The following is a 26,997-nucleotide window of genomic DNA, read 5'->3' on the forward strand; positions in this document are numbered from 1 at the left end:
GTGCGAGGAATGATCCAGGTGTGGCGGGTGTCCGACGTCCGCAGCGCCGAGCAGGCGCTGATGGCGACCGTTGCACCGGGGACACTGATGCACCGGGCCGCCGCCGGCCTGGCCCGCAGGTGCGCCGCCCTGCTCGCCGAGCGTGGCGGGGTCTACGGCGCCGAGGTGCTGCTGCTGGTCGGCTCGGGGGACAACGGCGGTGACACGCTGTATGCCGGAGCCCGACTGGCCCGCCGGGGCGCCCGGGTCACCGCCTGGCTGCTGCGACCGGACCGGGCCCACTGTGGCGGGCTCGCCGCGCTACGGTCCGCCGGCGGCCGGGTGGCCGACGGTCGGACCGCCGACGGTGCCGGCCGGCACGCGGACCTGATCCTGGACGGGATCGTCGGCATCGGCGGCACCGGCGGGCTGCGGGAGCCGGCCGCCGGTGCGCTCGCCCGGGCCGGCGAGCTCACTTCGGCACGCGGCGGTCGGCCGGTGCTGGTCGCGGTGGACGTGCCCAGCGGCGTGGCGGTCGACACCGGCGGGGTGCCCGACGGCGCTGCGGTGCCGTCGACCGGAGCTGGCCCCGCCGGGTCCGGAGCCGCTGCGGTCAGGACGGACACCGTATGGGCCGACGTCACCGTCACCTTCGGATGCCTGAAGCCGGCCCTGATGGTCGGACCGGCCGCAGTCCGCGCCGGCCACGTGGAGCTGGTCGACATCGGCCTGCGACCGTGGCTGCGCGGCACACCCGCGTTCGAGGTGCCCGGCCGCGACGACGTGTCAGCCTGGTGGCCGAAGCTGGCCCCGGCCGCCGAGAAGTACACCCGGGGAGTGGTCGGGGTGGCGACCGGCTCGGCGACCTATCCGGGTGCGGCGGTGCTCTCCGTCGGCGGGGCGGTCGCCGGGCCGACCGGCCTGGTCCGGTACGCCGGCAGCGCTGCCGCCCAGGTGCTGGACCGGTACCCCTCGGTGATCGCCACCGGTCGGGTCGCCGACGCCGGCCGGGTGCAGGCCTGGGTCTGCGGCTCAGGGCTGGGCGGCGGGGAACACGCCGTGACCGAGCTGCGGTCGGTGCTGGCCGCGCCGGTGCCGGTGGTGCTGGACGCCGACGCGTTGACCATGCTGGTCGACGGCAGCTGGGCGGAGCAGTTGCGTGGCCGGCAGGCACCCACCGTGATCACCCCGCACGATCGGGAGTTCGCCCGGCTCGCCGGCCAGCCACCCGGCGACGACCGGGTCGGGGCCGCGCTGCGGCTGGCCGCCTGGATGCGGGCGACCGTCCTGCTCAAAGGCGACCGTACGGTGGTCGCCGCCCCGGACGGACGGGCGTACGTGAACGCCACCGGCACCCCGGCGCTGGCCACCGGCGGCACCGGCGACGTGCTGGCCGGCCTGCTCGGCTCGCTGCTCGCCGCCGGGCTGGACCCGCAGCGGGCGGCGCTGGCCGCCGCGTACGTGCACGGCCTGGCCGGCCGGACCGCCGCCCGCAGCGGGCCGGTCACCGCGGTCGAGGTTGCCGCCGCGTTGCGTCCGGTGGTGGCCGACCTGACCGGTGGGCAACGGTGACCTTTCGGCGGGTGACGATGATCTGACCCGGTCGGGCACCGACCCGACCGGCCGGGAACCTGCCCGGTCAGGTGACCGGTCAGTAGGCTGGCCTCATGTGGCAGGCAGAGGTGCGGGTCGACCTGGACGCGATCCGGGACAACGTGGCCCGGCTGCGGGCCGGCACCAGCGCCGAGCTGATGGCGGTGGTGAAGGGCGACGGGTACGGTCACGGCATGGTGCCGGCGGCCCGGGCCGCCCTCGACGCCGGAGCGGACTGGCTGGGCGTCTGCACCCTCGGTGAGGCGCTGGAGCTGCGCGGTGCCGGACTGACCGGGCCGGTGCTGGCCTGGCTGCTCAGCCCCGGACTGCCCCTGCACGACGCGGTCGCCGCCGACGTCGACCTCGGCGTCGGCAGCCGCACCCTGCTGTCCGAGGCTGTCGCCGCGGCCCGACTCGCCGGCCGGCCGGCCCGGTTGCATCTCAAGATCGACACCGGGTTGTCCCGGGGTGGGGCCACCGGCGACGACTGGCCAGAGCTGGTCGAGACGGCTGCCAAGGCGCAGTCCGACGGCACCGTCGAGGTGGTCGGGGTGTGGAGCCACTTCGTCTTCGCCGACGCGCCCGGGCACGCCACCATCGACCGGCAGTTGGCGGCGTACCACGACGGGCTGGCCGTGGCCAGCCGGTACGGGCTGCGACCCCGCTACCGGCACCTGGCCAATTCGGCGGCCACCCTGACCCGACCGGACACCCACTTCGACCTGGTCCGGCCCGGTATCGCCTGCTACGGGCTGTCCCCGGTGCCGGGCGAGACCTTCGGCCTGCGACCGGCGATGACCGTCCGCGCCCGGGTGATGCTGGTCAAGCGGGTCCCCGCCGGGCAGGGCGTCTCCTACGGGCACACCTACCACACCGAACGGGACAGCACCCTGGCCGTGGTGCCGCTCGGCTACGCCGACGGCGTGCCCCGGCACGCGTCCAACACCGGGCCGGTGCGCCTCGGCGGCCGGGTGCGGCGGATCGCCGGCCGGGTGTGCATGGACCAGATCGTGCTCGACTGCGGCGACGACGAAATCAACGCTGGGGAGGTGGCCACATTGTTCGGTGACGGACGCGACGGCGGCCCGACCGCCGACGACTGGGCCGACGCGGTCGGCACCATCAACTACGAGATCGTCACCCGGTTCGGTAGTCCCCGGGTGCCCCGGATCTACCAGGACAGCCGGCCATGAGCGGGCAGCGGGCCGGTGCGCAGAAGGTGGCCCGGACCGCCGGCATCGTCGGCGCGGCCCTCGGCGTCGCGGCGGCCGGGGTGACCGCGACGGTCACCGTCGAACGCGCCCTGGTGCGCCGACTCAAGCGGGAGGTGGCGGACCGGTACGCCGACGAACCCTTCGGCGAGCTGCCCTACGACGAGACCCGGGTGGTCACCGCCGCCGACGGCACCGACGTCTACGTGGAGATCGTCGAGCCGGACGACGCGGCACCGCTGCGGCCGACCATCGTCTTCGTGCACGGCTACTGCCTGGACATGGGAACCTTCCACTTCCAGCGCCGGGAGCTGACCCGGCGGGGAGAGTACCGGTTGGTCTGCTACGACCAGCCCGGCCACGGCCGCTCCGGCCGGCTGGAGTCCGGCGACTACGAGATCGACGCGCTCGGTGAGACGCTGCGGGCGGTCATCGAGCAGGCCGCCGGTGACGCCCCGTTGATCCTGGTCGGACACTCGATGGGCGGTATGACCATCATGGCCCTGGCGCAACGGCATCCGGAGCTGTTCCGCGACCGGGTGGTCGGCACCGTACTGATGGCGACCTCGGGCAGTCTGGTCGACGAGGCCCGGCTCGGTCTGCCGGCGATCCTCAGCCGGGCCGGCTCGCCGCTGCTGATGCTGGTCAACAACGCCACCCGGCTGACCGGTCCAGTGATCGACCGGCTTCGGGTGGCCACCGCCGACCTCGCCTGGCTGCTGACCCGCCAGTACGGCTTCGGCACCGCCCGACCCAGCCCGGCGCTGGTCAGCTACGTGGAGCGGATGAACTCGCGGACCTCGGCGGAGACCGTCACCCGGTACGTGCGGACCCTGCTGACCCACTCCCGGTACCCGGCGCTCGCGGTCCTGGAGAGCAGCCCCACCCTGGTCATCGTCGGCGACAAGGACATGATCACCCCGGTGACCCATTCGGAGGAGATCCTGCGTCGGCTGCCCGACGCCGACTACGTGAGGATCCCGGACGGTGGGCACGTGGTGATGCTGGAACACGCCGACCGGGTCAACGCGGCGCTGTTCGCGTTCCTTGCGAAAATTGCCCGATGACCGTCCGGATCCCGCTACCCGAACTGGCCGACACCCACGACCTCGGCCGCCGTCTCGGCCGGCTGCTGCGCCAGGGTGACCTGGTGGTGCTGACCGGTCCGCTCGGCGCCGGCAAGACCGCCCTGGTGCAGGGGATCGGCGACGGCCTCGGGGTACGCGGCGACGTCACCTCGCCGACCTTCGTCATCGCCCGGGTGCACCAACCGGATCCGGCCCGGGGCGGCACGCTCACCCTGGTGCACGCCGATGCGTACCGGCTCGGCGACGCGCCCGACCCGCGGGCCGAGATCGACGACCTCGACCTGGACGCCGACATGGACCGGGCGGTCACCGTCGTCGAGTGGGGCGAGGGGATGGTCGAGCAGCTCGCCGAGGCGCACCTGCTGGTCCGCATGCACCGGGCCGAGGACGACTCCCGGACCGCCGAGTTGATTGGGCGGGGCCCCGGCTGGTCGGGTCGGCTCGCCGGGCTGGACCAGCCGGCCGGCCATGCTGGACGGTGATGTCGTAGGCCACCCGTAGAGTGCCGGACGGCGCGCAGCTGTCCATGAGGACGGGCGGCGGCCACCACCGAGGCGTGACGAAAGGCTCCCGAGATGCTCGACCTGCTGGCCATGTTGCCTTCTGCCTGGGCCACCGCGCTCACTCCGCACCTGGACCCGGCCGGCACCGCCGCGCTCGGCCGGTACGTCGCCGACGAGTACGCCGACCAGACGGTGTACCCGCCGGTGGCGGACCTCTTCACCGCGTACCGGCTGTGCCCGCCGCAGCAGTGCCGGGTGCTGATCCTGGGCCAGGACCCGTACCACCGGGCCGGGCAGGCCCACGGGCTCAGCTTCAGCGTCCGCGACGGGGTATCGGTGCCGCCGTCGCTGCGCAACGTATTCAAGGAGCTGGGCACCGATGTCGGTGTGCCGATGCCGCGCAGCGGTGACCTGACCGGCTGGGCGGCCCAGGGGGTGCTGCTGCTCAACGCGGTGCTCACCGTGCGGCAGGGCCGGCCCGGCTCACACGCCGGCAAGGGCTGGGAGGAGTTCACCGACGCCACGATCGCCGCGCTCGACGCCCGTGACCAGCGGGTCGTCTTCCTGCTGTGGGGCGGCTACGCGCGCAAGAAGCGCGGGCTGATCACCAACCCGGGGCACGTCGTGCTGGAGGCCGGCCACCCCAGCCCGATGAACCCGCGGGGCTTTCTCGGCAGCCGGCCGTTCAGCGCCACCGACAAGGCGCTGGCCGACGCCGGCCTGCCCGGCATCGACTGGAGCCGGACCGGTGGTGCCGATCAGCCGGTGGCCGGCTGACCGGTCAACCGCCGCGCCCCGGTACCGGCTGACCGCTGCGGCCCGCCCGGTGCCGGTCCAGTAGCCGGGCGACGCCCGGATCGGCGATCGCCAGCTCGGCCAGCGGCACCACCGGGTAGTGCCGCTCGCCGTGCCGTACGTCGATCGACTCGGGGAGGTTGTCGCACATCCGGGCGTGGATCTCACCGGCTATCGTCTGCCACCGGAGTGGATACGGCTGCCGTGGATCGACCGGAATGTGCCGGTACTCCTGCCAGCGGTCCATCCACCGGCTCGCGTACCGGCCGGTCAGCCATTCGGTGATGGCGTCCGCCTCGGACCAGAGCAGGGCCACGTGCACCCCGGGCGCCGGCACCGGCGCGCCCTGCAGCAGTGCGGCGGTCGGACCGTCGAAGACGTAGCTGATTCCGTCGACGTGGCGGCGGAACCGCTCGACGTCGGTGTCCAGGAGCCGGTCATCGATCCCGCGGTCGGCGAGTTGCGCTATCTGCCGGTCCACGTCCTCGTCGAGGTCCTCGACTCCGACCACGAGTTGCCGGCCCAGCGCCGCGAACAACCGCTCGACCAGTGGCAGCGCCGCGCCCCGGTGACCGGACTCGACCCTGGCCACGGTGGTTTGCGCGATTCCGGTGGCCGTGGCCAGATCCCGCTGGGTCAGCCGGCGGAGTTCGCGTTCCTGCCGCAGCAGCCGGCCGACCTCCCCGCCGAGCCGGGTCGACGATTCCATTCGCTGATGCTCCCTGTCCGGTACCGATGATGTCCATCCTCGACGGATGTCCGGTTCCCGACCGGCGGCGCGTGACCGGCTGGTTGGACTCCCGGGCGGCCGGACTCGGACCGGACTCGGACCGGACCGGGCCAGGTTCGGCGCGGGGGACATGGTCTCTCTCCAGGCTTGATGCACCTGTGGCATCAAGATGCACGTGTGGCATCAGGTCCGGAGAGTATGAGTGGCGGGCGATACGCGCGACACGCGCGACACGGGGGTCGCGGGGGGTGTGGGGCGACCCGACCACGGGCGCGCCGAGGGCAGCCAGGAGCCGGCCGCGGTGTCCGGTTAGGGTGCATACCGTGCTGGTACTGGTGCTGGATTCGTCGACTCCCGCGGTGACCGCCGCGCTGGCCGAGATCACCGACGACGTACGTCTGCTGGCCAGCCGACGTACGGTCGACGCGCGGGCACACGGCGAACTGCTCTCCCCGCAGATCGCTGCCTGCCTGGCCGAGTCCGGCGCGGCGGCGGCGGACCTGACCGCAGTGGTGGCCGGGCTCGGCCCCGGGCCGTTCACCGGACTGCGGGTCGGTCTGGTCACCGCCGCTAGCGTGGCGCATGCCCTCGACATCCCGACGTACGGCGTCAACTCGCTCGACGCGCTCGGCTATGCCGCCGGCACCGACCTCGCCGGCAGCGACGCCGCCGGCAGCGACGCCGCGACCGGCCGGGTGCTGGCCGCTACCGACGCGCGGCGCCGGGAGATCTACTGGGCGGTGTACGCCGCCGACGGTCAGCGGCTCACCGACCCGGCGGTGGGCGCGCCGGCCGCCGTCGCCGAAGTCCTGGCGGGTCTCGGCGTCACCACGGCAGTCGGCGACGGCGCCCTGCGGTACGCCGAACTGCTCGGCGTACCGGTGCGCCCCGAGCCCCGCTACCCGGACGCCCTGCCGCTGGCGCGGTTGGCGGCCGACCGGGTCCGCGCCGCCGCGCCCACCGAGCCGTTGACCCCTTGCTACCTGCGCCGGCCCGACGCCGTCGCGGCGGCCGGACGCAAACCGGTGCTCCAGTGACCCAGGTCGGTGGGCAGCTGCGGACCGTCCGATTCCGCTGGTGGCACATCGAACAGGCGGTACCGATCGAAGCCGACCTGTTCGGTGCCGAACAGTGGTCGGCCGAGATGTTCTGGAACGAGCTGGCCAACGGGCACCACTACCTGGCCGTCGTCGACGGCACCGACCAGCTGGCCGGGTACGCCGGGCTGGCGCTGGCCGGCGATCCGGCGACACCCGACGAGGCGTGGGTGCAGAACGTCGCGGTACGCCGGGGCCACCAACGGCGCGGCGTGGGCCGGACCCTGCTGGCCGGGCTGCTCGACGAAGCCACCCGGCGCGGGGCCGGCCGGACCTTCCTGGAAGTCGCGGTGGACAACGCACCCGCGCAGCGGCTGTACGCGGCGTACGGTTTCGAACCGGTCGGCGTACGCCGTGGCTACTACCAACCCAGCAACACCGACGCTCTGGTGATGATGCGAGATGGCTGACGAACCTCTGGTCCTCGGGATCGAGACCTCCTGCGACGAGACCGGGGTCGGCGTCGTCCGTGGGCACACGCTGCTCGCCGACGCGCTGGCCTCCAGCGTGGCCGAACACGCCCGGTTCGGCGGCGTGGTGCCGGAGGTGGCCAGCCGGGCCCATCTGGAGGCGATCGTGCCGACGATGCGCCGGGCCCTCGACGACGCCGGCGTCACCCTGGCCGACATCGACGCGATCGCGGTGACCGCCGGCCCCGGTCTGGCCGGTGCCCTGCTGGTTGGTGTCGCGGCGGCCAAGGGCTACGCGATCGCCACCGACAAGCCGGTGTACGGCGTCAACCACCTCGCCGCCCACGTGGCCGTGGACACCCTGGAGCACGGTCCGCTGCCGGAACCGGCGATCGCCCTGCTGGTCTCCGGCGGGCACTCGTCGCTGCTGCTGGTCGACGACCTGACCGCCGGAGTCACCCCGCTCGGCGCCACCATCGACGACGCGGCCGGTGAGGCGTTCGACAAGGTGGCCCGGCTGCTCGGTTTGCCGTTTCCCGGCGGGCCGCCGATCGACCGGTCGGCCCGCGACGGTGACGCCGCGGCGATCGCATTCCCCCGTGGACTCACCGCGCCGAAGGACCTCGCCGCGCACCGGTTCGACTTCTCCTTCTCCGGACTGAAGACCGCGGTGGCCCGCTGGGTCGAAGCCCGGGAACGGGCCGGTGAGCCGGTGCCGGTGGCGGACGTCGCCGCGTCGTTCCAGGAGGCGGTCTGCGACGTGCTGACCGCCAAGGCGGTCGACGCCTGCCGGGACCGGGGCGTCGAGACCCTGGTCATCGGTGGCGGGGTGGCGGCCAACTCGCGGCTGCGGGCGATGGCCGAGCAACGCTGCGAGCGGTACGGGATCCGGGTCCGGGTGCCCCGGCCGAAACTGTGCACCGACAACGGCGCGATGGTCGCGGCGCTCGGTTCGCATCTGGTCGCCGCCGGGGTACCGGCCAGCCGGCTGGACCTGCCGGCCGACTCCGCGCTGCCGTTGACCACGGTGAGCGTGTAATGTCCGGCGACGTGATCGTGCGGATGTGGGAGGCGAAGGCCGAGCCGTCCCGCCTGACCGAGTTGCTCACCTGGGTCTGCGACACCGCGCTGCCGGAGATCGAACACAGCCCGCTGCACCTGGCCAGTGAGGTCTTCTCGTCGACCGATGACCGGCTGGTGGTCATCTCGAAGTGGCGCAGCAGCCCGTTGTCGTTGCCGGAACCACCGCTGCGGCTGGTCACCCGTGCACCGCACAGCTGGGACTTCACCCAGGTCGACCGCTGAAGCCGCCGCCGACCGGCCGGCGGAAATGGGAAAATCGGTGGATCGGCCACGCAAAGTAGCCGTACCGTCGCGATGCCATGTGGTCCCTGCCCGTCGCCGATCCCGGCGTAGCCGATCACCGGTCAGTCCTGCGTCTGCTGCGCTGGCTGGCCGGACGTGCCGGGGTGTCCGTGGCCTGGGGATCGGTGCTCAGCGTGGTCTGGATGGGCAGCCAGGCGTTGATGCCGGCGGTTGTCGGACATGCCATCGACGTCGGCCTCAACGCCCGCGATTCGCAGGCGCTGCTCGGCTGGTCGGTGGTGCTACTGGGGCTGGGGCTGGTCCAGGCGACGGCCAGCATCAGCCAGCACTGGTTCGGCGTGTTCAACTGGCTGTCCACCGCGTACCGCACGGTCCAGCTCACCGTACGGCAGGCCAACCGGCTCGGCGCCACCCTGCCGAAACGGCTGGCCACCGGCGAGGTGGTGAGCATCGGGACCGCCGACATGAGCAGTCTCGGCGGCGCGGTGGAGGTCGTCGCCCGGGCGGTCGGTGCGGTGGTGGCGATCGTCGTGGTCGCCGCGATCCTGCTCGGCACCTCTGTTCCGCTCGGGCTGGTGATCGTGATCGGGGTGCCGGTGCTGATGGCGGCCGTCGGGCTCGGCCTGCGGCCGCTGCACCGCCGCCAGCAGACGTACCGGGACCAGCAGGCCACCCTGGCGACCCTGGCCGGTGACATCGTGACCGGCCTGCGGATTCTGCGCGGCGTCGGCGGTGAACCGGCCTTCGCCGACCGCTACCGGGACCAGTCGCAGGAGCTGCGGCGGCGTGGCGACCGACTGGCCCGGGTCGAGTCCGTCCTGGAGGCCGGCCAACTGCTGCTGCCCGGGATGTTCCTGGTGCTGGTGACCTGGCTCGGGGCGCGGCTCACGCTCTCCGGCGAGCTGACCGTCGGGCAGCTGGTCGCCGCCTACGCGTACACCGCGTTCCTGACCGGTCCGATCCGGACGCTGACCGAGTTCCTGCACACCATGACCCGTGGCCACGTCGCCGCCCGCCGGGTCGCGGGCCTGCTCGCCATCACCGGCGAGTTCACCGACCCGGCGCGGCCGCGCCGACTGCCGGACCGCGCCGGCGACCTGGTCGATCCGACGTCCGGCCTGCGGGTGGACCCGTACCAGTTGACCGCCGTCGCGGCCACCGCGCCGGAGGACGTCGCCGGGCTCGCCGACCGGCTGGGCCGCTACCGCGACACCGAGGTCACCCTGGCCGGCGTACCGCTGCGGGAGCTGGACCTGGCCACGGTCCGGCAGCGGATCCTGGTGACCGACAACGACGACCGGCTGTTCACCGGCCGGCTGCGCGACGAACTCGACGGCACCGGGCGGGCCAGCGACGAGGCGATCCGGGCGGCGCTGGTCGCGGCCAGCGCCACCGACATCGTCGACGCGCTGCCCGCCGGTCTCGACGCCGAGGTCGCCGAACGTGGCCGGGAGTTCTCCGGCGGCCAGCAGCAGCGGCTCCGGCTGGCCCGGGCGCTGCTCGCCGACCCGCCGATCCTGGTGCTGGTCGAGCCGACCAGCGCCGTCGACGCGCACACCGAGGTGCGGATCGCCGCCCGGCTGCCGGCCGCCCGGACCGGCCGGACCACCGTCGTCTGCACCACCAGCCCGCTGCTGCTGGAACACGCCGACCGGGTGGTGTTCGTCGACGCCGGCCGGGTGGTGGCCGACGGCAGTCACGCCGATCTGCTGCGCACCGAACCCGGGTACGCCGCCCTGGTGACCCGCGCCGAGCCGGTGGCGTCGACCGAGTCGGCGGCGTTGAGTGAGGTGGCGTCGTGACGGCGTTGCCGGTCGCGGACCGGGCCGAGGTCCGCCGGTACGCCCGTGTCCTGGTCCGCCGGCACCCACGGATGCTGGCCGGTGCTCTCGCGCTGCACGTGGGCGCCGCAGTCGCCGGGCTCGCCGCGCCCCGGCTGCTCGGCGGCCTGGTCGAGACGCTCACCACGTCCACGGCGGCGATCGCCGCCGTCGACCGGACCGCCCTGGCGATCGCCGGGTTCCTGGTCTTACAGGCGGTGCTGGCCCGCTACGCCCACGTGGCATCGGCCCGGCTCGGTGAGCGGGTGCTGGCCGCGTTGCGCGAAGAGTTCATCGGCCGGGTGCTGTCCATTCCGCTGTCGACCGTGGAGAAGGCCGGCACCGGTGACCTGCTCACCCGGACCTCGCACGACGTCGCCGTGCTGTCCAAGTCGGTGCGGTTCGCGGTGCCCGAGACGCTGATCGCGATCAGCACCGCGACCTTCATCTTCGGGGCGTTGCTGCTGGTCGCCCCGGTGCTGGCGGTGCCCTGCCTGATCGTGGTGCCGCTGCTGTGGGCAGGCACCCGCTGGTATCTGCGCCGGGCGCCGGACGGCTACCTGGCCGAGAGCGCCGCGTACTCGCGGATCACCGACGGGCTCAGCGAGACCGTCGACGGTGCCCGGACCGTCGAGGCGCTGCGCCGACAGGAGCACCGGCGGCGGCGCACCGACACCGACATCGCCCGGCAGTACGCGGCCGAGCGTTACACGCTGTGGCTGCGTACCGTCTGGTTCCCGCTGATCGAGATCAGCTACGTGGTGCCGGTCGCGGCGACCCTGGCGATCGGCGGCTGGTGCTACCTGCGCGGCTGGGTGACGCTCGGACAGGTCACCGCGGCAGTGCTCTACGTGCAGATGCTGGCCGCCCCGCTGGACCGGCTGCTGAACTGGCTGGACGAACTGCAGCTCGGTGCCGCGTCGCTGGCCCGGCTGCTCGGCGTCGCCCAGCCGGGCCGGCCCGCGACCGCGGTCCCCCGCGCGCCGGCACCTGACGGCGCGTGCGCCGCCGACCCGGTCGCGGCGGTCGACGTCCACTTCAGCTACGTCGACGGGCGGGAGGTGCTGCGCGGGGTCACCCTGGTGCCGCGGCCGGGGGAGCGGATCGCCATCGTCGGGCCGTCCGGCGCCGGCAAGTCCACCCTGGGCCGGCTGCTGGCCGGGGTGCTGCGGCCGACCGCCGGTTCGGTCACCGCCGGCGGCGTACCGCTGACCGACCTCGCCCCGGACCAGCTGCGCGGCCGGGTCGCCCTGGTAACCCAGGAGCATCACGTCTTCATCGGTACGGTGCGCGACAACGTCGCGCTGGTCCGACCGGACGCCAGCGACGCCGAGGTACGCGAGGCGTTGGCCGCCGTCGACGCACTGGACTGGGTGTCCGCCCTGCCGGACGGGGTGGCCACGGTGGTCGGTGCCGGCGGCCATCCGGTCGGTCCGGACCAGGCCCAGCAGCTTGCCCTGGCCCGGCTGGTGCTGGCCGATCCGCAGACCCTGGTGCTGGACGAGGCGACGTCGCTGATCGATCCGCGTACCGCCCGGCGCACGGAGCGGTCGCTCGCCGTGGTGCTGCACGGACGTACGGTGATCGCGATCGCGCACCGGCTGTACTCGGCACACGACGCCGACCGGATCGCCGTGGTCGAGGACGGGCTGATCACCGAGTTCGGCTCGCACGACGAGCTGGTCGCCGCCGACGGCCCGTACGCCGAGCTGTGGCGCACCTGGCAGGGCCTCGGGTCGGCGCGGGCGGTCGGCTGACCGGGGTCAGCCGGCCACCGCGTCGAGCGGGTCGGCGAGCAGCTGCTCGAACGCGAGTTCGGCGGCGCCGATCAGCGGCGCGTCGTCGCCGAGTTTCGGGGTACGCAGCCGGACGTGTTCCCGGCAGGCCGGTAGTCCGTTGGAGTTGAGCCGGCTGCGCACGTGCGCAGCCGCCGCCAGGTAGACGTCCCGCAGCGTACCGCCGAAGATCACCGTCTCCGGGTTGAAGATGTTGACCAGGTTGGCCACGCCGAAGCCGAGCCAGTTGCCGACCTGGCGGACCGCGGCCTGGGCCTGGCCGTCGCCCCGGTCGGCCGCGTCAACCACGGCGAGCACCGCCTCCCGGCCGACGACTTCCCCGCTGCGGCCGGCTGCCTGGATCAGCGCGTGTTCGCCGATCTCGGTTTCCCAGCAGCCCCGGGATCCGCACAGGCAGGGCCGGCCACCGGGGTGCACCACCATGTGGCCGACCTCGCCGCCGTACCCGCCGTGCCCGGTGACCCGCCGGCCACCGGCGATGATTCCGGCGCCGACGCCGACGTCGCCGTACAGGTAGACGACGTGGTCGCAGCCGACCGCCGCGCCCCGGGTGTGTTCGGCCAGCGCGCACACGTCGGAGACGTTGCCGACCAGGACGCCCCGGTCGTCGCCGAGCGCCTCGGCCAGAGCCGCGCCGAGCGGCTCGTCGACCCAGCCCATGGTGGGGCCGAGCCGGACCATGCCGTCGTCGCGGCGGACCATGCCGCAGACCGCGACGCCGCTGCCGACGCAGACCGCTCCGGCCGGCACCGCCTGGTGCAGCTCCTTGACGAAGCCGGTGAGTGGGCCGACCGCCTCGGCGGCGAGGGTGCCCCGGGGTCGGTCGCCGGTGCGCGTGTCGAGGATCCGGCCACCGAGTCCGACCCGGGCGGCCCGTAACCGGTCGACCTCGATGCTGAGCGCGTACGCGTACACCCGCTCGGACGCGGGCCGGACGACCAGCGACGGTCGTCCGGCCCGGCCGGTTTCCCGGGCACCGCCCTCGCTGACCAGGCCGGCGGCGGCCAGGTCGGCGGTGAGCGCGCCGATGGTGCTGCGGTTGAGCCCCAGCGTGGTGGTCAGTTCGGCCCGTGAGGTGGCGCCGTGCACGTGCACGTGCCGCAGCAGCGCGCCGAGGTTGTGCCGGCGGATCTCCTCCTGGCTGGGTCCTGCCCGCATCGGTTCGTCGTCTCCGCAGTCATCGGGACCCGGCGGCGGCGCGACGGCGGGACAGCGCGTCGACGCTGGCGGCCAGCAGCAGCACCAGACCGGTGAAGACGAACTTCACCCCGGAGCTGACATTCAGCAGTCCCATGCCGTTCTCGATGACCGCGACCACGGCGCCGCCGAGGACCGCGTCGAGGACCCGGCCCTTGCCGCCGAAGAGGCTGGTGCCGCCGATCACCGCCGCGCCGACGGCGAACAGCAGCACGTTGCTGCCGCCGGTGTTGGCGTCCACCGAGTTGGCGCGGCTGGCGGCCACGATGCCGCCGACGGCGGCCATCGAGGAGCAGATCATGAAGGCGGAGATCCGGATCCGGTCGACGTTGATGCCGGCCCGGCGGGCGGCTTCCCGGTTGCCGCCGACCGCGTAGATGTGCCGGCCGTACGCGGTGCGCCGCAGCACGAAGGTCCAGAAGATCAGCAGTACCACGATGACCGGTACCACGATCGGCACCCCGCGCAGCGAGGTGATCAGCGGGTTGATGCTGCGCTCCTGGTTGAGGATGTAGACGGCGGCACCGGCAATCGCGATCAGCACTCCGATGCGGGCCAGCACCACCACGATCGGGTCGGTGACCAGGCCCTTGGCGGACCGGGTGCGGTAGCGCAGCAGCTGGATCAGCGCGAACCCGGCCACCCCGACGCCGAAGATCGCCCAGCCGACGACCGGCGGGACGTTGCGGTTGACGATCGCGATCAGCACGTCGTCGCGCAGCGAGACGTTCTTGCCGCCTTCGATCAGCAGCAGCACCGTGCCCTGGAAGGCGAGGAACGCGGCCAGGGTGACCACGAACGACGGGATGCCGACCTTGGCGACCAAGAACCCGAGGACGGTGCCGATCAGGGTTCCGGTGGCCACGGCTGCCAGCACCGCCACGTACCAGGGCAGTCCCATCTCGGTGGAGACGACCGCCAGGATCGCGGCGCAGACGCCGCTGGCGAAGCCGGCGGACAGGTCGATCTCACCGAGCAGCAGGACGAAGATCAGCCCCATCGCGATCAGGGTGACCGCGCCGCCCTGAATGAACAGGTTGGCGAAGTTGCCGGCGGTGAAGAAGTTGGGTCGCACGATCGAGAAGACCGTGCAGAGCACGACGAGGCCGAGGATCGCGGGCAGCGCACCGAGGTCGCCGCCGCGGATCCGGGAGAAGTAGTTGCGCAGGTGTTCGCCGACGCCGGGCGAGTCGGCCGGGGCGGCGGGCCGCTGGACTGTGGAGGTGGCGGTGCTCATCGGTCGGCTCCCGGTCCGTTGGTGGCGGCGTACTCGGTGCCGTTGTCGGCCGGTAGGCCGAGGTCACCGCTGCGGCCGGCGGTGATCAGCTCCACGATCTGCGCGTGGGTGATCTCCGTGCTCCGTACCTGGGCGACCATCTGGCCGAGGTACAGCGCGGCGATCCGGTCCGACACCGCGAAGACGTCGTTCATGTTGTGCGAGATCAGTACGACGGCGAGGCCGTTGTCGGCGAGCCGGCGGACCAGTTCGAGCACCTGGGCGGTCTGGGCGACGCCGAGCGCCGCAGTGGGTTCGTCGAGGATGACGACCTTGCTGTTCCACAGCACAGCCTTGGCGATGGCGACGGTCTGGCGCTGGCCGCCGGAGAGGCTGGCGACGAGTTGCCGCAGCGACTTGACGGTCCGGACGGAGAGCCCGGCGAGGGTGTCCGCGGCCATCTGCTCCATGGTGGTCTCGTCCAGGACGATCCCGGAGCGCTTCTCCCGCCCGAGGAACATGTTCTGCACGATGTCGAGGTTGTCGCAGAGCGCGAGGTCCTGGTAGACGACCTCGATGCCGTGCGAGGCGGCGTCGCGCGGGTTGTGGATGTGCACCCGGCGGCCGTCAACGACGACCTCGCCGCGGTCGATCGGGTGGATGCCGCTGATGCACTTGACCAGGGTGGACTTGCCGGCGCCGTTGTCGCCGACGAGCGCGGTCACCTCGCCGGCGTGGACGGCGAAGTCGACGTTGCGCAGCACCTGGACGGGGCCGAAGTTCTTGTCGATCCCGCGCAGTTGCAGCAGGGGGGTCGCGGACACGGGTGGTCTCCTTCGTGAGGGTGCCCGGCCGGCGCCGGTTCCGCCGCCGCGGGTGTCACCCGGCGATGGTGCTGCCGGGTGACACCCGCGGCGGGGCTACCGGTCGGTCGGCGGTACGCCGGTCAGCTGATGCCGGCCTCGGCGCAGAGCTCGGCGAACTCGTCGGTGCAGAGCTCCTCGGCGGTGACGTAGCCGTCGTTGACCACGTCGGCGACGTTCTCCTTGTAGATGGCCTGCGGGGTGAGCAGCACCGACGGCACCTCCCGGTTGGTCTCCGGGTCGGTGACGGTCTGCGCGACCTCCTTGCGCTCACCGTTCGCCAGCGCGACCGCCAGGTCGGCGGCGGCCTGCGCCTCGGCCTTGATCGCCTTGTAGACGGTCATGCACTGGTCGCCGGCGAGGATGTTCTGCAGGCCCTGCGGGGTGGCGTCCTGCCCGGTGACCGGCACCTGACCGTTGAGCTCGTTGCGCTTGAGCACCGAGATCGCCGCGTTGCCGAGGCCGTCGTTGGCGGCCAGCACGCCGTCGATCTCGCCGCCGGTCTGGGTCAGCATCTGCTCGAACAGCGTGGCGGCCTGGGTGTTGTCCCAGTCCGGCACCCACTGGTCCGGGCCCTTGACGTACTCGCCGGACTCGTACAGCGGGTCGAGCACGCCGTCGTAGCCGGCCTTGAACAGGGTGGCGTTGTTGTCGGTCTGCGAGCCGTTGAGGGTGGCGATGGTCGGCTTCTCCACGCCGGCGTCGGTCAGGCACTTGACCAGGCCCTCGCCCTGCAGTTGGCCGACGGCCTCGTTGTCGAAGCTGACGTAGTACTCGGCGGAGCCGCCCAGGGTGAGCCGGTCGTAGTCGATGGTGGCGACGCCCTGCTGCTTGGCCTTGTCCAGCACGGCCTTGCCGGTGCCGGAGTCCAGGTTGACGATCATCAGGACGGTGGCCCCGTCGGTGATCATCTGGTCGGCGAGGGTCTGGAACTGGGCCTTGTCGCCCTGGGCGTTCTGGATGGTGGCCTGCACGCCAGCGGCGTCGAACGCCTCTTCCAGGAAGCGCCGGTCGGCGGTCTCCCAGCGGTCGGAGGAGGCGCTGTCCGGCAGGATCACGCCGATCTTCGGGGTCGGCGTGTCGCCGCTGCCGGTGTCGGTGCCGGTGTCGCTGCCACAGGCGGTCAGGCCGCCGGCGAGCAGGACACCGGCGGCGGCGGTGCTGAGGATCCCTTTGCGCATCGCTCGGGTCCTTTCGAAGGGTGATGTTTCGCGTACAAGGGGTTGTGCTGGTGCGTGTCGTGCGGTCTCGGGCGTGGGCTCGCGGGGCGCTGGTGAGCTCCGGAGGCCCGGCCGGCGACGGCAACGGCCTGGGGCTGAGCTGGGCCATCGCGGTTTTTGTTGTGTCCGGCAACGTATTAGGAGTGTGGCGCCGGGCACAAGACGGTGACGTCACCAGTTTTGTTGCCCGCGATAACAATTCAGCAACGCGGTGGACATCTGCCCGTCGACTGACCGGATCAGTGAGCAGCGATTGGGGCGAATCGGGCGCCAGTCACCGCTGCGAGGTCACTCGGAGTGATACTCAACTGCAACCCGCGACGACCGGCCGAGACGTACATTTCGGCGTACCGCTGCGCCGAGGCGTCCAGCACCGTCGGCAGGCGTTTACGCTGCCCGATCGGGCTGATGCCGCCCCGGACGTACCCGGTCGTCCGTTCGGCGAGCACCCGCTCGGCCAGCACCGCGCGCTTGCCGCCGAGCGCCGTCGCGAGGGCCTTCAGGTCCAGCTCCCCGGTGACCGGCACGACGCCGACGGCGAGTGCCCCGTCGACCTGCGCCACCAGCGTCTTGAACACCTGCTCGGCGGCGACGCCGAGGGCGGCCGCGACCGCCGCGCCGTAGTCCGGGGTGTCCGGCGAGACCCGGTACGGGTGCAGTTGGAAGGTGATCCGCCGCTTGGTCAGCAGCGTCGTCGCCGGAGTCGCGGTACCTGCCATGCCGCGCGACGTTACCGGCCCCGCGCGCTCACCGGGCTGGCGCGCTCACCGGCCCGGCGCCGGCACCGGGTGGGCGAGCAGCGCCGTCGGGGCGCCGGCCACCCGGGTCAGCACCAGACTCGCCGCCACGCCGGCCCCGACGGCGGTACGCAGCCGCAGGTCGCGGCGCAACTGGGCGGGGTCGAGCGGGGATCCGCGTTTGAGGATCTCCAGCCGCGTGACACCGCGTTCGCGCAGCAGCGCCCGCAGCCGCTTCAGCGAGAACGGCAGCACGTCGGTGATCTCCAGACACCTGCCGTACGGCGTGTCGGTCGGCGTGTCGGCGTAGATGTAGGCGATCGACTCGTCGGCGAGAGTGCCGTCGACGGTCGCGGCGAACGCGGCGACCAGGTGCGAGCGGACCACCGCCCCGTCCGGGTCGTACAGGTAACGCCGGACCGGGCCGACGGTGACCGGCTCGCCGCCGTCGCCGGTCAGGTCGCTGGCCGGCTGGCCGGTCCGCAGCAGGGTGGCCCGGCGTGGGGTGTCGGCCAGCGGGCCGCACCAGAACGCCGCCTCGACCACCTCCCGGTCGACGCTGACCCACTCGGCCTCGGCTCCTGGCGGGATCAACCTGTGATCGATGCCCGGTGCCACCTTGAGTACGGTCCGTGGCACCCGGGCGACCAGGGTCCGGATGAAGTCCCAGGACGGGGAGTAGTTGTTTGGGTCGAAGGTGCGCCGACCGGTGCCGGACCGGCGGGCCGGGTCGCAGAAGACCGCGTCGTAGCCGGTGAGGTCGACTCCGGTGGCGTCGGCGCAGACCACGTCGACCAGGTGGGCCAGCCCGGTCGCCTCGGCGTTGGCGGCGGCGATCGCGGCGGTGGCCGGGTCGGCCTCCACCGCGTACACCCGGATGCCGGCCCGGGCGGCGGCGAGGGAGTCCGCGCCGAGACCGCAACCCAGGTCGGCGAGGTGGCGTACCCCGGCGGCGCGCAACCGGGCGGCGCGCCGGTCGGCGACCACCGACCGGGTGGCCTGCTCCAGGCCGGCGCGGGTGAAGAACATCCGGGCGGCGGCCGGGCCGAACTTGCCGGTCGCGCGGGCGCGCAGCGCGGCCTGGGTCAGCGCGGCGGTCGCCAGCGCTGCCGGCACCCCGGCGGTACGCAGCGCGGTCGCTGCCGCGAGTGGATCCGCCCCGCCCGGCGCGGCCAGCACCTCGGCCGCGGCAACCAGCGCGGCCGCGCCCTCCGGGGCGCGCAGGGCGGCCAGTTCGTCCGGGTGCACCGCGACATTGTCCATGCTCGGCCATCGGGCTAGCACTCCGCACAGGCGACTGCTAATCTGCGGTTAGCACTCTCGGGTCGAGGGTGCCAGCCCGCCGGCTCCCGCCGGTGAGCGAAACGCCAGGCGGTCCGGCACCCGCGACGACGGATCCGCCCGGTGGACATGAGGCAGATTGACGCCGGTTACCCACGTGGCCGGCACCAAAACCAGATACCCCAGGAGGGTATGCCCGTGACTACCGCGACCAAGGTTGCGATCAAGCCGCTCGAGGACCGGATCCTGGTCCAGGCGAACGAGGCTGAGACCACCACGGCGTCGGGCATCGTGATCCCCGACACCGCCAAGGAGAAGCCGCAGGAGGGCACCGTCCTCGCTGTCGGCCCCGGCCGCGTCGACGACAAGGGCAACCGGATCCCGGTTGACGTCAACGTCGGCGACACGGTCATCTACTCGAAGTACGGCGGCACCGAGGTCAAGTACGCCGGCGAGGAGTACCTGGTGCTCTCCGCCCGCGACGTCCTCGCGGTCATCGAGAAGTGACCTACTGCCAGTGCTGAACGCCCCGAAGCCCCAGCCCGGGGCTTCGGGGCGTCGCCCGTCGGCCGGTGCCGGCAGCCGCCGGCCGGCCGACGGCTAGTGCCTGTGAAGGGAATGTCATGGCGAAGATCCTGAGTTTCTCGGACGACGCCCGGCACCTCTTGGAGCACGGCGTCAACACGCTCGCGGACACGGTCAAGGTCACCCTCGGCCCGCGCGGGCGCAACGTCGTGCTGGACAAGAAGTTCGGCGCTCCGACGATCACCAACGATGGCGTGACCATCGCCAAGGAGATCGAGCTCACCAACCCGTACGAGAACCTCGGTGCGCAGCTGGTCAAGGAGGTGGCGACGAAGACCAACGACGTCGCTGGCGACGGGACCACCACCGCAACCGTGCTCGCCCAGGCGATGGTCCGTGAAGGTCTGCGCAACGTCGCCGCCGGGGCCAACCCGGCCGGCCTCAAGCGCGGCATCGACGCGGCCGCACAGAAGGTCTCCGAATCGCTGCTGGCCAAGGCAGCGGAGGTGGCCGACAAGGGCTCGATCGCGCAGGTCGCGACGATCTCGGCCCAGGACGCCACGATCGGCGAGCTGATCGCCGAGGCGATGGAGCGGGTCGGCCGCGACGGCGTCATCACCGTCGAGGAAGGCTCCACCCTGGCCACCGAGCTGGAGGTCACCGAGGGCCTGCAGTTCGACAAGGGCTTCATCTCCCCGCACTTCGTCACCGACGCCGAAGCGCAGGAGGCGGTCCTCGAGGACGCGTACATCCTGATCACCACCCAGAAGATCTCCTCGATCGAGGAGCTGCTGCCGCTGCTGGAGAAGATTGTCCAGGACAGCAAGCCGCTGCTGATCGTCGCCGAGGATGTCGACGGGCAGGCGCTGTCCACCCTGGTGGTCAACGCCGTACGCAAGACCGTGAAGATCTGCGCGGTCAAGGCCCCCGGCTTCGGTGACCGGCGCAAGGCGATGCTGCAGGACATGGCGATCCTGACCGGCGCCGAGCTGATCGCCCCGGAGCTGGGCTACAAGCTCGACGCGGTCGGGCTGGAGTCGCTGGGCCGGGCCCGGCGGATCGTGGTCGACAAGGACACCACCACGGTGGTCGACGGTGCCGGTAACGACTCCGAGGTCGCCGACCGGGTCACCCAGATCCGCAAGGAGATCGACGCGTCCGACTCGGACTGGGACCGGGAAAAGCTCGCCGAGCGGCTGGCGAAGCTCTCCGGCGGCATCGCGGTGATCAAGGCCGGGGCCGCCACCGAGGTGGAGATGAAGGAGCGCAAGCACCGCATCGAGGACGCCATCGCCGCGACCAAGGCCGCGGTCGAGGAGGGCACCATCCCCGGTGGCGGCGCGGCGCTGAGCCAGATCGCCGCCGTGCTCGACGACGACCTCGGCTTCGACGGCGACGAGAAGGTCGGCGTGTCGGTGGTCCGCAAGGCGCTGCACGAGCCGTTGCGGTGGATCGCCCAGAACGCCGGCTACGACGGGTACGTCGTGGTCGGCAAGGTGCTCGAAGGCGACTGGGGCCACGGTCTCAACGCCGCCACCGGTGAGTACGTCGATCTGGCCGGGGCCGGCATCATCGACCCGGTGAAGGTGACCCGCAACGCGGTCAGCAACGCCGCGTCGATCGCCGGGCTGCTGCTCACCACCGAGAGTCTCGTGGTGGAGAAGCCGGAGAAGGCTGAGCCGGCCGCTGGCGGTCACGGTCACGACCACGGGCACGGCCACCAGCACGGTCCCGGTTTCTGACCGGAAGTTCCACCTGCTACACCCTGGATCCGCGTGATCAGTACGGCCGAGGCGCACTCCGTCCGAGGTTTCTGATCACGCGGATTCTGCGTATCGTCGGCAGTACCTATGCGCCGTCGACCCGGTACGGTGCCGGACAGATGGGCTGGACGCGATGAGGCCGGAGCCGACGGTGCCGGACGCGACAGGGCCAGAGCCGACCGGGCCAGCTGCGCAGACCGAACCACCGGGCCACCTGCCCGGGCCGCTCGCGGCGCTCGCCGGGGTGGCCGCGGCCGCGCTCGCCCTGGGCCTGGCCGAGCTGGTCGCCGTCGCCACCGGCGCCCGCTCGGCACCGCTGGTCGCGGTCGGCGGGGTGGTCGTCGACACCGTCCCCGAGCCGCTGAAACAGTTCGCCATCGACGTGTTCGGCGTACACGACAAGACCGCGCTGCTGATCGGCACCGGCGTACTGCTCGCCGGGTTCGCGGCCGTGATCGGGGTGCTGGCCGCCCGCCGGCTCGCCGTCGGCTTCGCCGGCATCGCGGTCTTCGGCGTGGTCGGCGCGGCGGCCGCGCTCACCCGGCCCGGCGCCGGGCCGGCCGCCGTCCTGCCGGCGGTGATCGGTGCGTCCGCCGCCGCGCTGCTGCTCTGGGCGCTGCTCGCCGGCCCGCTGCGGCCGGCCGCAGCCGCGTCGTCCTCCGCCGCGTCGCCCGCTGAACCGGCGCCGGCACCGGTGCGGCCCGGTGCCGGCACCGCCGACCGGCGCCGGTTCCTGTCCCGCGTCGGCGTGTCGGTCGGCGCCGCCCTGATCACCGGTGCCGGTGGTCGCTGGCTGGCGCAACGCCGGGGGGTGGCGACCGCCCGGTCCGCCGTGACGCTGCCCGCCCCGGTCGACGCCGCGCCGCCGCTGCCTTCCGGTGCGGATCCGGCGGCGCCGGGGCTGAGCCGGTACGTCACCACCAACCGTGACTTCTACCGGATCGACACCGCGCTGGTCGTGCCCCAGGTCGACCCGGACGAATGGCAACTGCGGATCCACGGCCGGGTGACCAACCCGATCACCCTGAGCTACCCCGACCTGCTCGGGATGGACCTGGTGGAGCGGTACGTCACGCTGGCCTGTGTCTCGAACGAGGTGGGCGGGAATCTCATCGGCAACGCCCGCTGGCTCGGCGTACCGGTGCGGGACCTGCTGGTCGAGGCGGGCCCGCTGCCCGGAGCCGACCAGGTCGTCGGCCGGTCCGTCGACGGCTGGACCTGCGGCACCCCGACCGAGGCGCTGCTGGACGGGCGGGACGCGCTGCTCGCGGTCGGGATGAACGGTCAACCGCTGCCGGTCGAGCACGGTTTCCCGGTCCGCATGGTGGTGCCCGGCCTGTACGGCTACGTCTCCGCCTGCAAGTGGGTCACCGAGCTGGAGTTGACCAGCTTCGCCGACTTCGACGCGTACTGGGTGCCGCGCGGCTGGGCGGCGCAGGGCCCGATCAAGACCCAGTCCCGGATCGACACCCCCCGGGTCCGCGCCGAACTGTCCGCCGGCACCGTACCGGTGGCCGGGGTGGCGTGGGCCCCGCACCGGGGCATCAGCGGTGTCGAGGTACGGGTGGATGACGGTCCCTGGCAGCAGGCCGAGCTGGCCCCGGCGGTCTCCGCGGACACCTGGGTGCAGTGGGTCTGGCAGTGGCCGGCGACCTCGGGTGAGCACCTGCTGCAGGTCCGGGCAACCGACGGGACCGGCGCCACCCAGCCCGAACTACGCCAGCCGGTCGCCCCGGACGGGGCGACCGGCTGGCACTCGGTCCGCGTAACAGTCCAGTAGGGATGTTCGAACCCGTGGCCGTGGCCGTGGTCAGGCGGCGGTGGCCGAGTCCGCCGGCTGCGGCCTGACGGCGGTCGACTCTGGTTGGCGCTGAGCCGGAACGGTCGACTTGTGCGGCCGGCCCAGCCGAGCTTCCAGCCGTTGCACGTCGACCCGGCCGCCGCGGCGGTCGGCGAGATCCTCCCAGCCGAGGGCGATCAGCCGGAGCCGTTCCGACTCGCTGAAGCCGCCCCACACCCCGTACGGCTCGCGCACCGACAGGGCGTGCGCGGCGCACTCCGCGCGGACCGGGCAGGTCCGGCAGACCGCCTTGGCTCCCGACTCCCGGCGGTTGCGTGACGACCCCCGCTCACCGTCGGGGTGGAAGAACTGGGCGCTGTCCCGGCCACGGCAGGCACCGAGGATCTGCCACTCCCACAGGTCGACGATCGGTCCGGGCAGTCGGCGTACATCCGACATCTGCACCCCTCCTTCCGCGCGGCTCCAGCGGACACTTCGTGGTAGGACCGGGCGGCCGGCCGCGCAAGCGCTCCGGTCCTTCGTGTCACCGGGGTACCCGGGAGTCCCACTGCTCAATCACCCGTGCCGGAACGGGTGGGAACACCCGGGTCGGAACCTGCGCGCGATAGCCGGTCGGCGACGTGGCCACCGGTCCTGAACTTTCATCTTTTTTCGTGGCAAAGCGCATGAGCGAGCGTGCCTCGCGTGATCTGCTGCTGGCGGGAGAGGGGAGTCATAAGTGCGCAAGGTGCTCGTGTGTGTGCGAACAGTAGTTGCAGCTCAGAACATCACCGCCGCTGCCGCCCGGCTCGGTCTCTCCGCCGCAGTACGAACAGCGGTCTCCGAGCCGGAGGTGATGCTGCGGCTCGCCGAACGCCCAGCGGAGATCGTACTCGCCGACACCGCCCTGGCCCGTCCGGACAGCGCCAGCTTCACCCGCCGGGTACTGGCCCGCTCGCCGGGCAGCGTGATCGTGCTGTTCGGCGGGGAGGACCCGCAGGTGGCATCGGCCGCGCTGGCCGCTGGCGCCCGCGGGCTGCTGCGCGGCACCGACGATCTGGTCACCGCCGTGGCGAAGACCCTGCTGCTGCTCGCCGCGCCGGGCCGCCGTACGCCGGCACTGCTGACCGAGCAGTCAGCAGCCGCACCGGCCCCGGCGGTGACCGCCACTATTGGTGCCGCTGGCGCGGCGACTCATCACCCCGGGGCTGCCGCCGCTGGCGCGGCGACTCACCATCCCGGGGCTGCCGCCGCTGGTACCGACTCCGCCGGGCGATCGGTCACCGGCGCCGCCGAGCAGACGGCTGCGGCCGTTGCCGGCGCGGACCCGGCCACCGGACCGAACGTGGTGCCGAACCAACGCGACGACGCAGCCGCGACGGCGCCGGCCGCCGACACCGCCGACGCACCGGCACCCGTCCCGCACCCCGACGGCGCGCCGACCGGCGGCGCGCCGACCGGCGGCGCATCCAATGACAGCGCACCCGATGGCGGCGCACCCAATGGCGGCGTAGCGCACGGTGCCGGACCGGACGGCGCCCAGCCGTCGGACGGTCGAGTCACCGCACTACGCCGGATCGGGCTCACCGAACGCGAACTCCAGGTACTACGCGGAATGGCGGAGGGCAAGAGCAACGGCGAGATCGGCCGCGACCTGTTCGTCTCGGAGGACACCGTCAAGACCCACGCGCGACGACTGTTCCGCAAGCTCGGCGCACGGGACCGGGCGCACGCGGTGGCCACCGGATTCCGTACCGGACTGGTCGCCTGACCGACCTCAGGCCGGCCGGTCCTGGTCGTCGTCCGCCTCGTCCCGCAGGGTGTCGTGCACGCCGTCGGCGTACCCCCGGGCGTACTCCCAGCTCACGTAGTGGTCCGGGTCGGGGTTGAAGGCCGGCTCGTGCACCCTCGGCCGGCCGGAGTCGAGCAGGTGGCGCAGATTACCGCGCAGCAGGTCCCAGTCGAAGTAGTGCGGCTCCCGGCAGTCCTCGCAGTCGATCACCAGCCCGCGGATCCCGACCGCGCCGAGCAGCGCCCGGTAGACCTCCAGGTCGGCGAGGTCCTCCAACACGTCCTGCCGTTCGGCGGGCGTCAACGAATCCGGCTCGCCGGCCTCGGTGGGATCCTCCAGCCCGGCTGCCGGATCGGCGGGGTCGCCGCTGAACGGATCGATCGGCTCTTCGTGCACCCCTCCACCGTAGTCCCACCCGTACCGGCTGCGCGGGCCCCACCCGGTCCGGCTGGCCGCGCAGGTGGCGCGCCCGGCCGGCCCGACGGTGGGTACGATGAACCATCGCACCGCCAGACGGGGCGAGCCGGTCAACCGCCACCCACGCCGGGCCGCCTGCCGCCCCGGCGCCCGGGCATCAGCCGCCGCCGGCCTCAGGCGAACCGTCCGACCAGCTCAGGGGAAGAAGTCGTGGAATACTCGCCCACCCAGCAGCCCGTCGTCGACAGCACCGCCAACGGCGGTCACGTGCCCCCGGTCCCCGCCGCGTTCGGCGGCCACGTGCCGGAGATGCCCGCCGGGTCGGCCCGGGCGGTGCCGCTCGGGTTGACCTTCGACGACGTGCTGCTGCAGCCCGCCGAGTCGGACGTCATCCCGAGCCGGGTCAACACGGTGACCTCGATGACCCGCAACGTGCGGCTGTCCGTACCGCTGCTGTCCAGCGCGATGGACACGGTGACCGAGGCGCGGATGGCGATCGCGATGGCCCGGCAGGGCGGCATCGGCGTACTGCACCGCAACCTCTCCGCCGACGACCAGGCGATCCAGGTCGACCTGGTGAAGCGCTCCGAGGCCGGCATGATCACCAACCCGGTGACCTGCGGCCCGGACGACACGCTGCGGCACGTCGACACACTGTGCGGCCGGTACCGCATCTCCGGCGTCCCGGTCGTCGACGAGCAGGGCGCCCTGGTCGGCATCATCACCAACCGCGACATGCGGTTCGAGACCGACCAGAACCGCCCGGTACGCGACCTGATGACATCGATGCCGCTGGTCACCGCCCCGGTCGGGGTTGCCAAGGCGGATGCGCTGGCCCTGCTGCGCCAGCACAAGGTGGAGAAGTTGCCCCTGGTCGACGACGCCGGCCGGCTGCGCGGGCTGATCACCGTGAAGGACTTCACCAAAAGCGAGCAGTACCCGGACGCCACCAAGGACGACGCCGGCCGGCTGCGGGTGGCCGCTGCGATCGGCGTCGGCGACGACTCGTACAAGCGGGCCCGGACCCTGGTCGATGCGGGCGTCGACGTACTGATCGTGGACACCGCCCACGGCCACCAGCGCGGGGTGCTGGACATGGTGCGGGCCCTGAAGCGGGACACCGAGGTCGACGTGGTCGGCGGCAACGTCGCCACCTACGCCGGTGCCCGCGCGCTGGTCGAAGCCGGCGTGGACGCGGTCAAGGTCGGGGTCGGCCCGGGCGCGATCTGCACCACCCGGGTGGTCGCAGGAGTCGGTGTACCGCAGGTCACCGCGATCATGGAGGCGGTCCGGGCCTGCCACCCGGCCGGCGTTCCGGTGATCGCCGACGGCGGCATCCAGTACTCGGGCGACATCGCCAAGGCGCTGGTCGCGGGTGCGCACACGGTGATGCTGGGCAGCCTGCTCGCCGGCTGCGAGGAGAGCCCTGGCGAGCTGCTGTTCATCAACGGCAAGCAGTTCAAGTCGTACCGGGGAATGGGGTCGCTGGGCGCGATGCAGTCCCGTGGCCAGGCTCGCTCCTACTCAAAGGACCGCTACTTCCAGCACGACGTGCTCAGCGACGAGAAGCTGGTCCCGGAGGGTGTCGAGGGCCAGGTGCCGTACCGTGGACCGCTGGCCACCGTCGTGCACCAGCTGATCGGCGGGGTCCGGCTGGCCATGGGGTACGTCGGCGCCGAAGGCATCGACGACCTGCACCAGCGCGGCCAGCTGATCCGGATCACTGCGGCCGGTCTGAAGGAGAGCCACCCGCACGACATCCAGATGACCGTCGAGGCCCCCAACTACCACACCCGCTGACCTACGCCGTCGACCTGCCCGCGCGGTGGCCGAGCCGCCGGGCGGTCGACCTGTCCAT

Annotated in this window: 25 protein-coding genes; 16 read left to right on the forward strand and 9 right to left on the reverse strand. The window is 72.7% G+C overall.

What is annotated here, in order from left to right:
* Positions 1 to 9: 9 nt before the first annotated feature.
* The 5 genes from O7621_RS09005 (at position 10) to ung (ending at position 5,151) form a co-directional block, all read left to right on the forward strand.
* Entirely contained in the window at positions 10 to 1,551 is a 1,542-nt protein-coding gene (locus tag O7621_RS09005; protein ID WP_282233561.1) for an NAD(P)H-hydrate dehydratase, read from the forward strand.
* A gap of 95 nt (positions 1,552 to 1,646) precedes the next feature.
* The gene (alr, locus tag O7621_RS09010) at positions 1,647 to 2,765 is read left to right on the forward strand and encodes an alanine racemase (protein ID WP_282233562.1); all 1,119 of its coding nucleotides are present in this window, start codon (positions 1,647 to 1,649) and stop codon (positions 2,763 to 2,765) included.
* Positions 2,762 to 3,850: an alpha/beta hydrolase gene (locus O7621_RS09015; protein ID WP_282233563.1), complete on the forward strand. Its 1,089-nt coding sequence runs from the start codon at positions 2,762 to 2,764 to the stop codon at positions 3,848 to 3,850. Before alr ends, O7621_RS09015 begins: the two co-directional genes overlap by 4 nt.
* On the forward strand, positions 3,847 to 4,353 hold the full coding sequence (gene tsaE, locus O7621_RS09020; protein ID WP_282233564.1) for a tRNA (adenosine(37)-N6)-threonylcarbamoyltransferase complex ATPase subunit type 1 TsaE: 507 nt from the start codon (positions 3,847 to 3,849) through the stop codon (positions 4,351 to 4,353). The genes O7621_RS09015 and tsaE overlap by 4 nt, the downstream gene beginning before the upstream one ends.
* Positions 4,354 to 4,446: 93 nt before the next feature.
* The gene (gene ung, locus O7621_RS09025) at positions 4,447 to 5,151 is read left to right on the forward strand and encodes a uracil-DNA glycosylase (protein WP_282233565.1); all 705 of its coding nucleotides are present in this window, start codon (positions 4,447 to 4,449) and stop codon (positions 5,149 to 5,151) included.
* Between the two features lie 4 nt (positions 5,152 to 5,155).
* Here the strand turns inward: ung and O7621_RS09030 are convergent, their stop codons facing one another.
* Positions 5,156 to 5,878 (reverse strand): helix-turn-helix transcriptional regulator, encoded by a 723-nt coding sequence (locus O7621_RS09030; protein WP_282233566.1) that lies wholly within the window; start codon positions 5,876 to 5,878, stop codon positions 5,156 to 5,158.
* Between the two features lie 344 nt (positions 5,879 to 6,222).
* On the opposite strand from O7621_RS09030, the gene tsaB reads away from it, so the two are divergent.
* From tsaB to O7621_RS09060, 6 genes are all read left to right on the forward strand, one after another.
* Complete coding sequence (gene tsaB, locus O7621_RS09035) at positions 6,223 to 6,936, forward strand: tRNA (adenosine(37)-N6)-threonylcarbamoyltransferase complex dimerization subunit type 1 TsaB (protein ID WP_282233567.1); 714 nt, start codon at positions 6,223 to 6,225, stop codon at positions 6,934 to 6,936.
* Positions 6,937 to 6,953: 17 nt separating this feature from the next.
* Positions 6,954 to 7,406: a ribosomal protein S18-alanine N-acetyltransferase gene (gene rimI, locus O7621_RS09040; protein ID WP_282234508.1), complete on the forward strand. Its 453-nt coding sequence runs from the start codon at positions 6,954 to 6,956 to the stop codon at positions 7,404 to 7,406.
* On the forward strand, positions 7,399 to 8,445 hold the full coding sequence (gene tsaD / locus O7621_RS09045) for a tRNA (adenosine(37)-N6)-threonylcarbamoyltransferase complex transferase subunit TsaD (RefSeq protein WP_282233568.1): 1,047 nt from the start codon (positions 7,399 to 7,401) through the stop codon (positions 8,443 to 8,445). Before rimI ends, tsaD begins: the two co-directional genes overlap by 8 nt.
* Before the next feature lie 11 nt (positions 8,446 to 8,456).
* Positions 8,457 to 8,711, forward strand: coding sequence for a hypothetical protein (locus tag O7621_RS09050; protein WP_281555725.1), 255 nt, complete (start codon positions 8,457 to 8,459; stop codon positions 8,709 to 8,711).
* A 77-nt stretch (positions 8,712 to 8,788) separates the two neighbouring features.
* Positions 8,789 to 10,534: an ABC transporter ATP-binding protein gene (locus O7621_RS09055; protein WP_282233569.1), complete on the forward strand. Its 1,746-nt coding sequence runs from the start codon at positions 8,789 to 8,791 to the stop codon at positions 10,532 to 10,534.
* Positions 10,531 to 12,309, forward strand: coding sequence for an ABC transporter ATP-binding protein (locus O7621_RS09060; protein WP_282233570.1), 1,779 nt, complete (start codon positions 10,531 to 10,533; stop codon positions 12,307 to 12,309). The genes O7621_RS09055 and O7621_RS09060 overlap by 4 nt, the downstream gene beginning before the upstream one ends.
* A 6-nt stretch (positions 12,310 to 12,315) precedes the next feature.
* Here the strand turns inward: O7621_RS09060 and O7621_RS09065 are convergent, their stop codons facing one another.
* The 6 genes from O7621_RS09065 to O7621_RS09090 all read right to left on the reverse strand — a co-directional run bounded on the left by O7621_RS09065 (position 12,316) and on the right by O7621_RS09090 (position 18,844).
* Positions 12,316 to 13,506, reverse strand: a complete 1,191-nt coding sequence (locus O7621_RS09065) for an ROK family transcriptional regulator (protein WP_282233571.1) — start codon at positions 13,504 to 13,506, stop codon at positions 12,316 to 12,318.
* 19 nt (positions 13,507 to 13,525) lie between these two features.
* Positions 13,526 to 14,782 carry an ABC transporter permease gene (locus O7621_RS09070; protein ID WP_282233572.1) on the reverse strand — a complete coding sequence of 419 codons (1,257 nt, stop codon included), beginning with the start codon at positions 14,780 to 14,782 and terminating at the stop codon, positions 13,526 to 13,528.
* Positions 14,779 to 15,585, reverse strand: a complete 807-nt coding sequence (locus tag O7621_RS09075; RefSeq protein WP_282233573.1) for an ATP-binding cassette domain-containing protein — start codon at positions 15,583 to 15,585, stop codon at positions 14,779 to 14,781. Before O7621_RS09075 ends, O7621_RS09070 begins: the two co-directional genes overlap by 4 nt.
* 122 nt (positions 15,586 to 15,707) lie before the next feature.
* Positions 15,708 to 16,805, reverse strand: coding sequence for a substrate-binding domain-containing protein (locus O7621_RS09080; protein ID WP_282233574.1), 1,098 nt, complete (start codon positions 16,803 to 16,805; stop codon positions 15,708 to 15,710).
* A 278-nt stretch (positions 16,806 to 17,083) separates the two neighbouring features.
* Complete coding sequence (gene ybaK / locus O7621_RS09085; protein WP_282233575.1) at positions 17,084 to 17,563, reverse strand: Cys-tRNA(Pro) deacylase; 480 nt, start codon at positions 17,561 to 17,563, stop codon at positions 17,084 to 17,086.
* Positions 17,564 to 17,608: 45 nt separating this feature from the next.
* Entirely contained in the window at positions 17,609 to 18,844 is a 1,236-nt protein-coding gene (locus O7621_RS09090; RefSeq protein ID WP_282233576.1) for a class I SAM-dependent methyltransferase, read from the reverse strand.
* Between the two features lie 210 nt (positions 18,845 to 19,054).
* On the opposite strand from O7621_RS09090, the gene groES reads away from it, so the two are divergent.
* From groES to O7621_RS09105, 3 genes are all read left to right on the forward strand, one after another.
* Positions 19,055 to 19,369 (forward strand): co-chaperone GroES, encoded by a 315-nt coding sequence (groES, locus tag O7621_RS09095; protein ID WP_123606067.1) that lies wholly within the window; start codon positions 19,055 to 19,057, stop codon positions 19,367 to 19,369.
* A 116-nt stretch (positions 19,370 to 19,485) separates the two neighbouring features.
* A complete protein-coding gene (gene groL, locus O7621_RS09100; protein ID WP_282233577.1) occupies positions 19,486 to 21,129 on the forward strand; it encodes a chaperonin GroEL in 1,644 nt (547 codons plus the stop codon).
* A 235-nt stretch (positions 21,130 to 21,364) separates the two neighbouring features.
* Positions 21,365 to 22,930, forward strand: coding sequence for a molybdopterin-dependent oxidoreductase (locus O7621_RS09105; protein ID WP_282234509.1), 1,566 nt, complete (start codon positions 21,365 to 21,367; stop codon positions 22,928 to 22,930).
* Between the two features lie 30 nt (positions 22,931 to 22,960).
* Here O7621_RS09105 and O7621_RS09110 read toward each other — a convergent pair whose 3' ends face one another.
* The gene (locus tag O7621_RS09110; protein WP_282233578.1) at positions 22,961 to 23,389 is read right to left on the reverse strand and encodes a WhiB family transcriptional regulator; all 429 of its coding nucleotides are present in this window, start codon (positions 23,387 to 23,389) and stop codon (positions 22,961 to 22,963) included.
* 295 nt (positions 23,390 to 23,684) lie between these two features.
* On the opposite strand from O7621_RS09110, the gene O7621_RS09115 reads away from it, so the two are divergent.
* Positions 23,685 to 24,701: a helix-turn-helix transcriptional regulator gene (locus O7621_RS09115; protein ID WP_282234510.1), complete on the forward strand. Its 1,017-nt coding sequence runs from the start codon at positions 23,685 to 23,687 to the stop codon at positions 24,699 to 24,701.
* Positions 24,702 to 24,707: 6 nt separating this feature from the next.
* Here O7621_RS09115 and O7621_RS09120 read toward each other — a convergent pair whose 3' ends face one another.
* The gene (locus tag O7621_RS09120; protein ID WP_282233579.1) at positions 24,708 to 25,118 is read right to left on the reverse strand and encodes a DUF5319 domain-containing protein; all 411 of its coding nucleotides are present in this window, start codon (positions 25,116 to 25,118) and stop codon (positions 24,708 to 24,710) included.
* 330 nt (positions 25,119 to 25,448) lie between these two features.
* Here O7621_RS09120 and guaB point away from each other — a divergent pair, with 330 nt between their 5' ends.
* Complete coding sequence (guaB, locus tag O7621_RS09125; RefSeq protein WP_282234511.1) at positions 25,449 to 26,939, forward strand: IMP dehydrogenase; 1,491 nt, start codon at positions 25,449 to 25,451, stop codon at positions 26,937 to 26,939.
* Positions 26,940 to 26,997 lie beyond the last annotated feature (58 nt).

Source organism: Solwaraspora sp. WMMD937 (assembly GCF_029581175.1).
Classification (GTDB): domain Bacteria; phylum Actinomycetota; class Actinomycetes; order Mycobacteriales; family Micromonosporaceae; genus Micromonospora_E.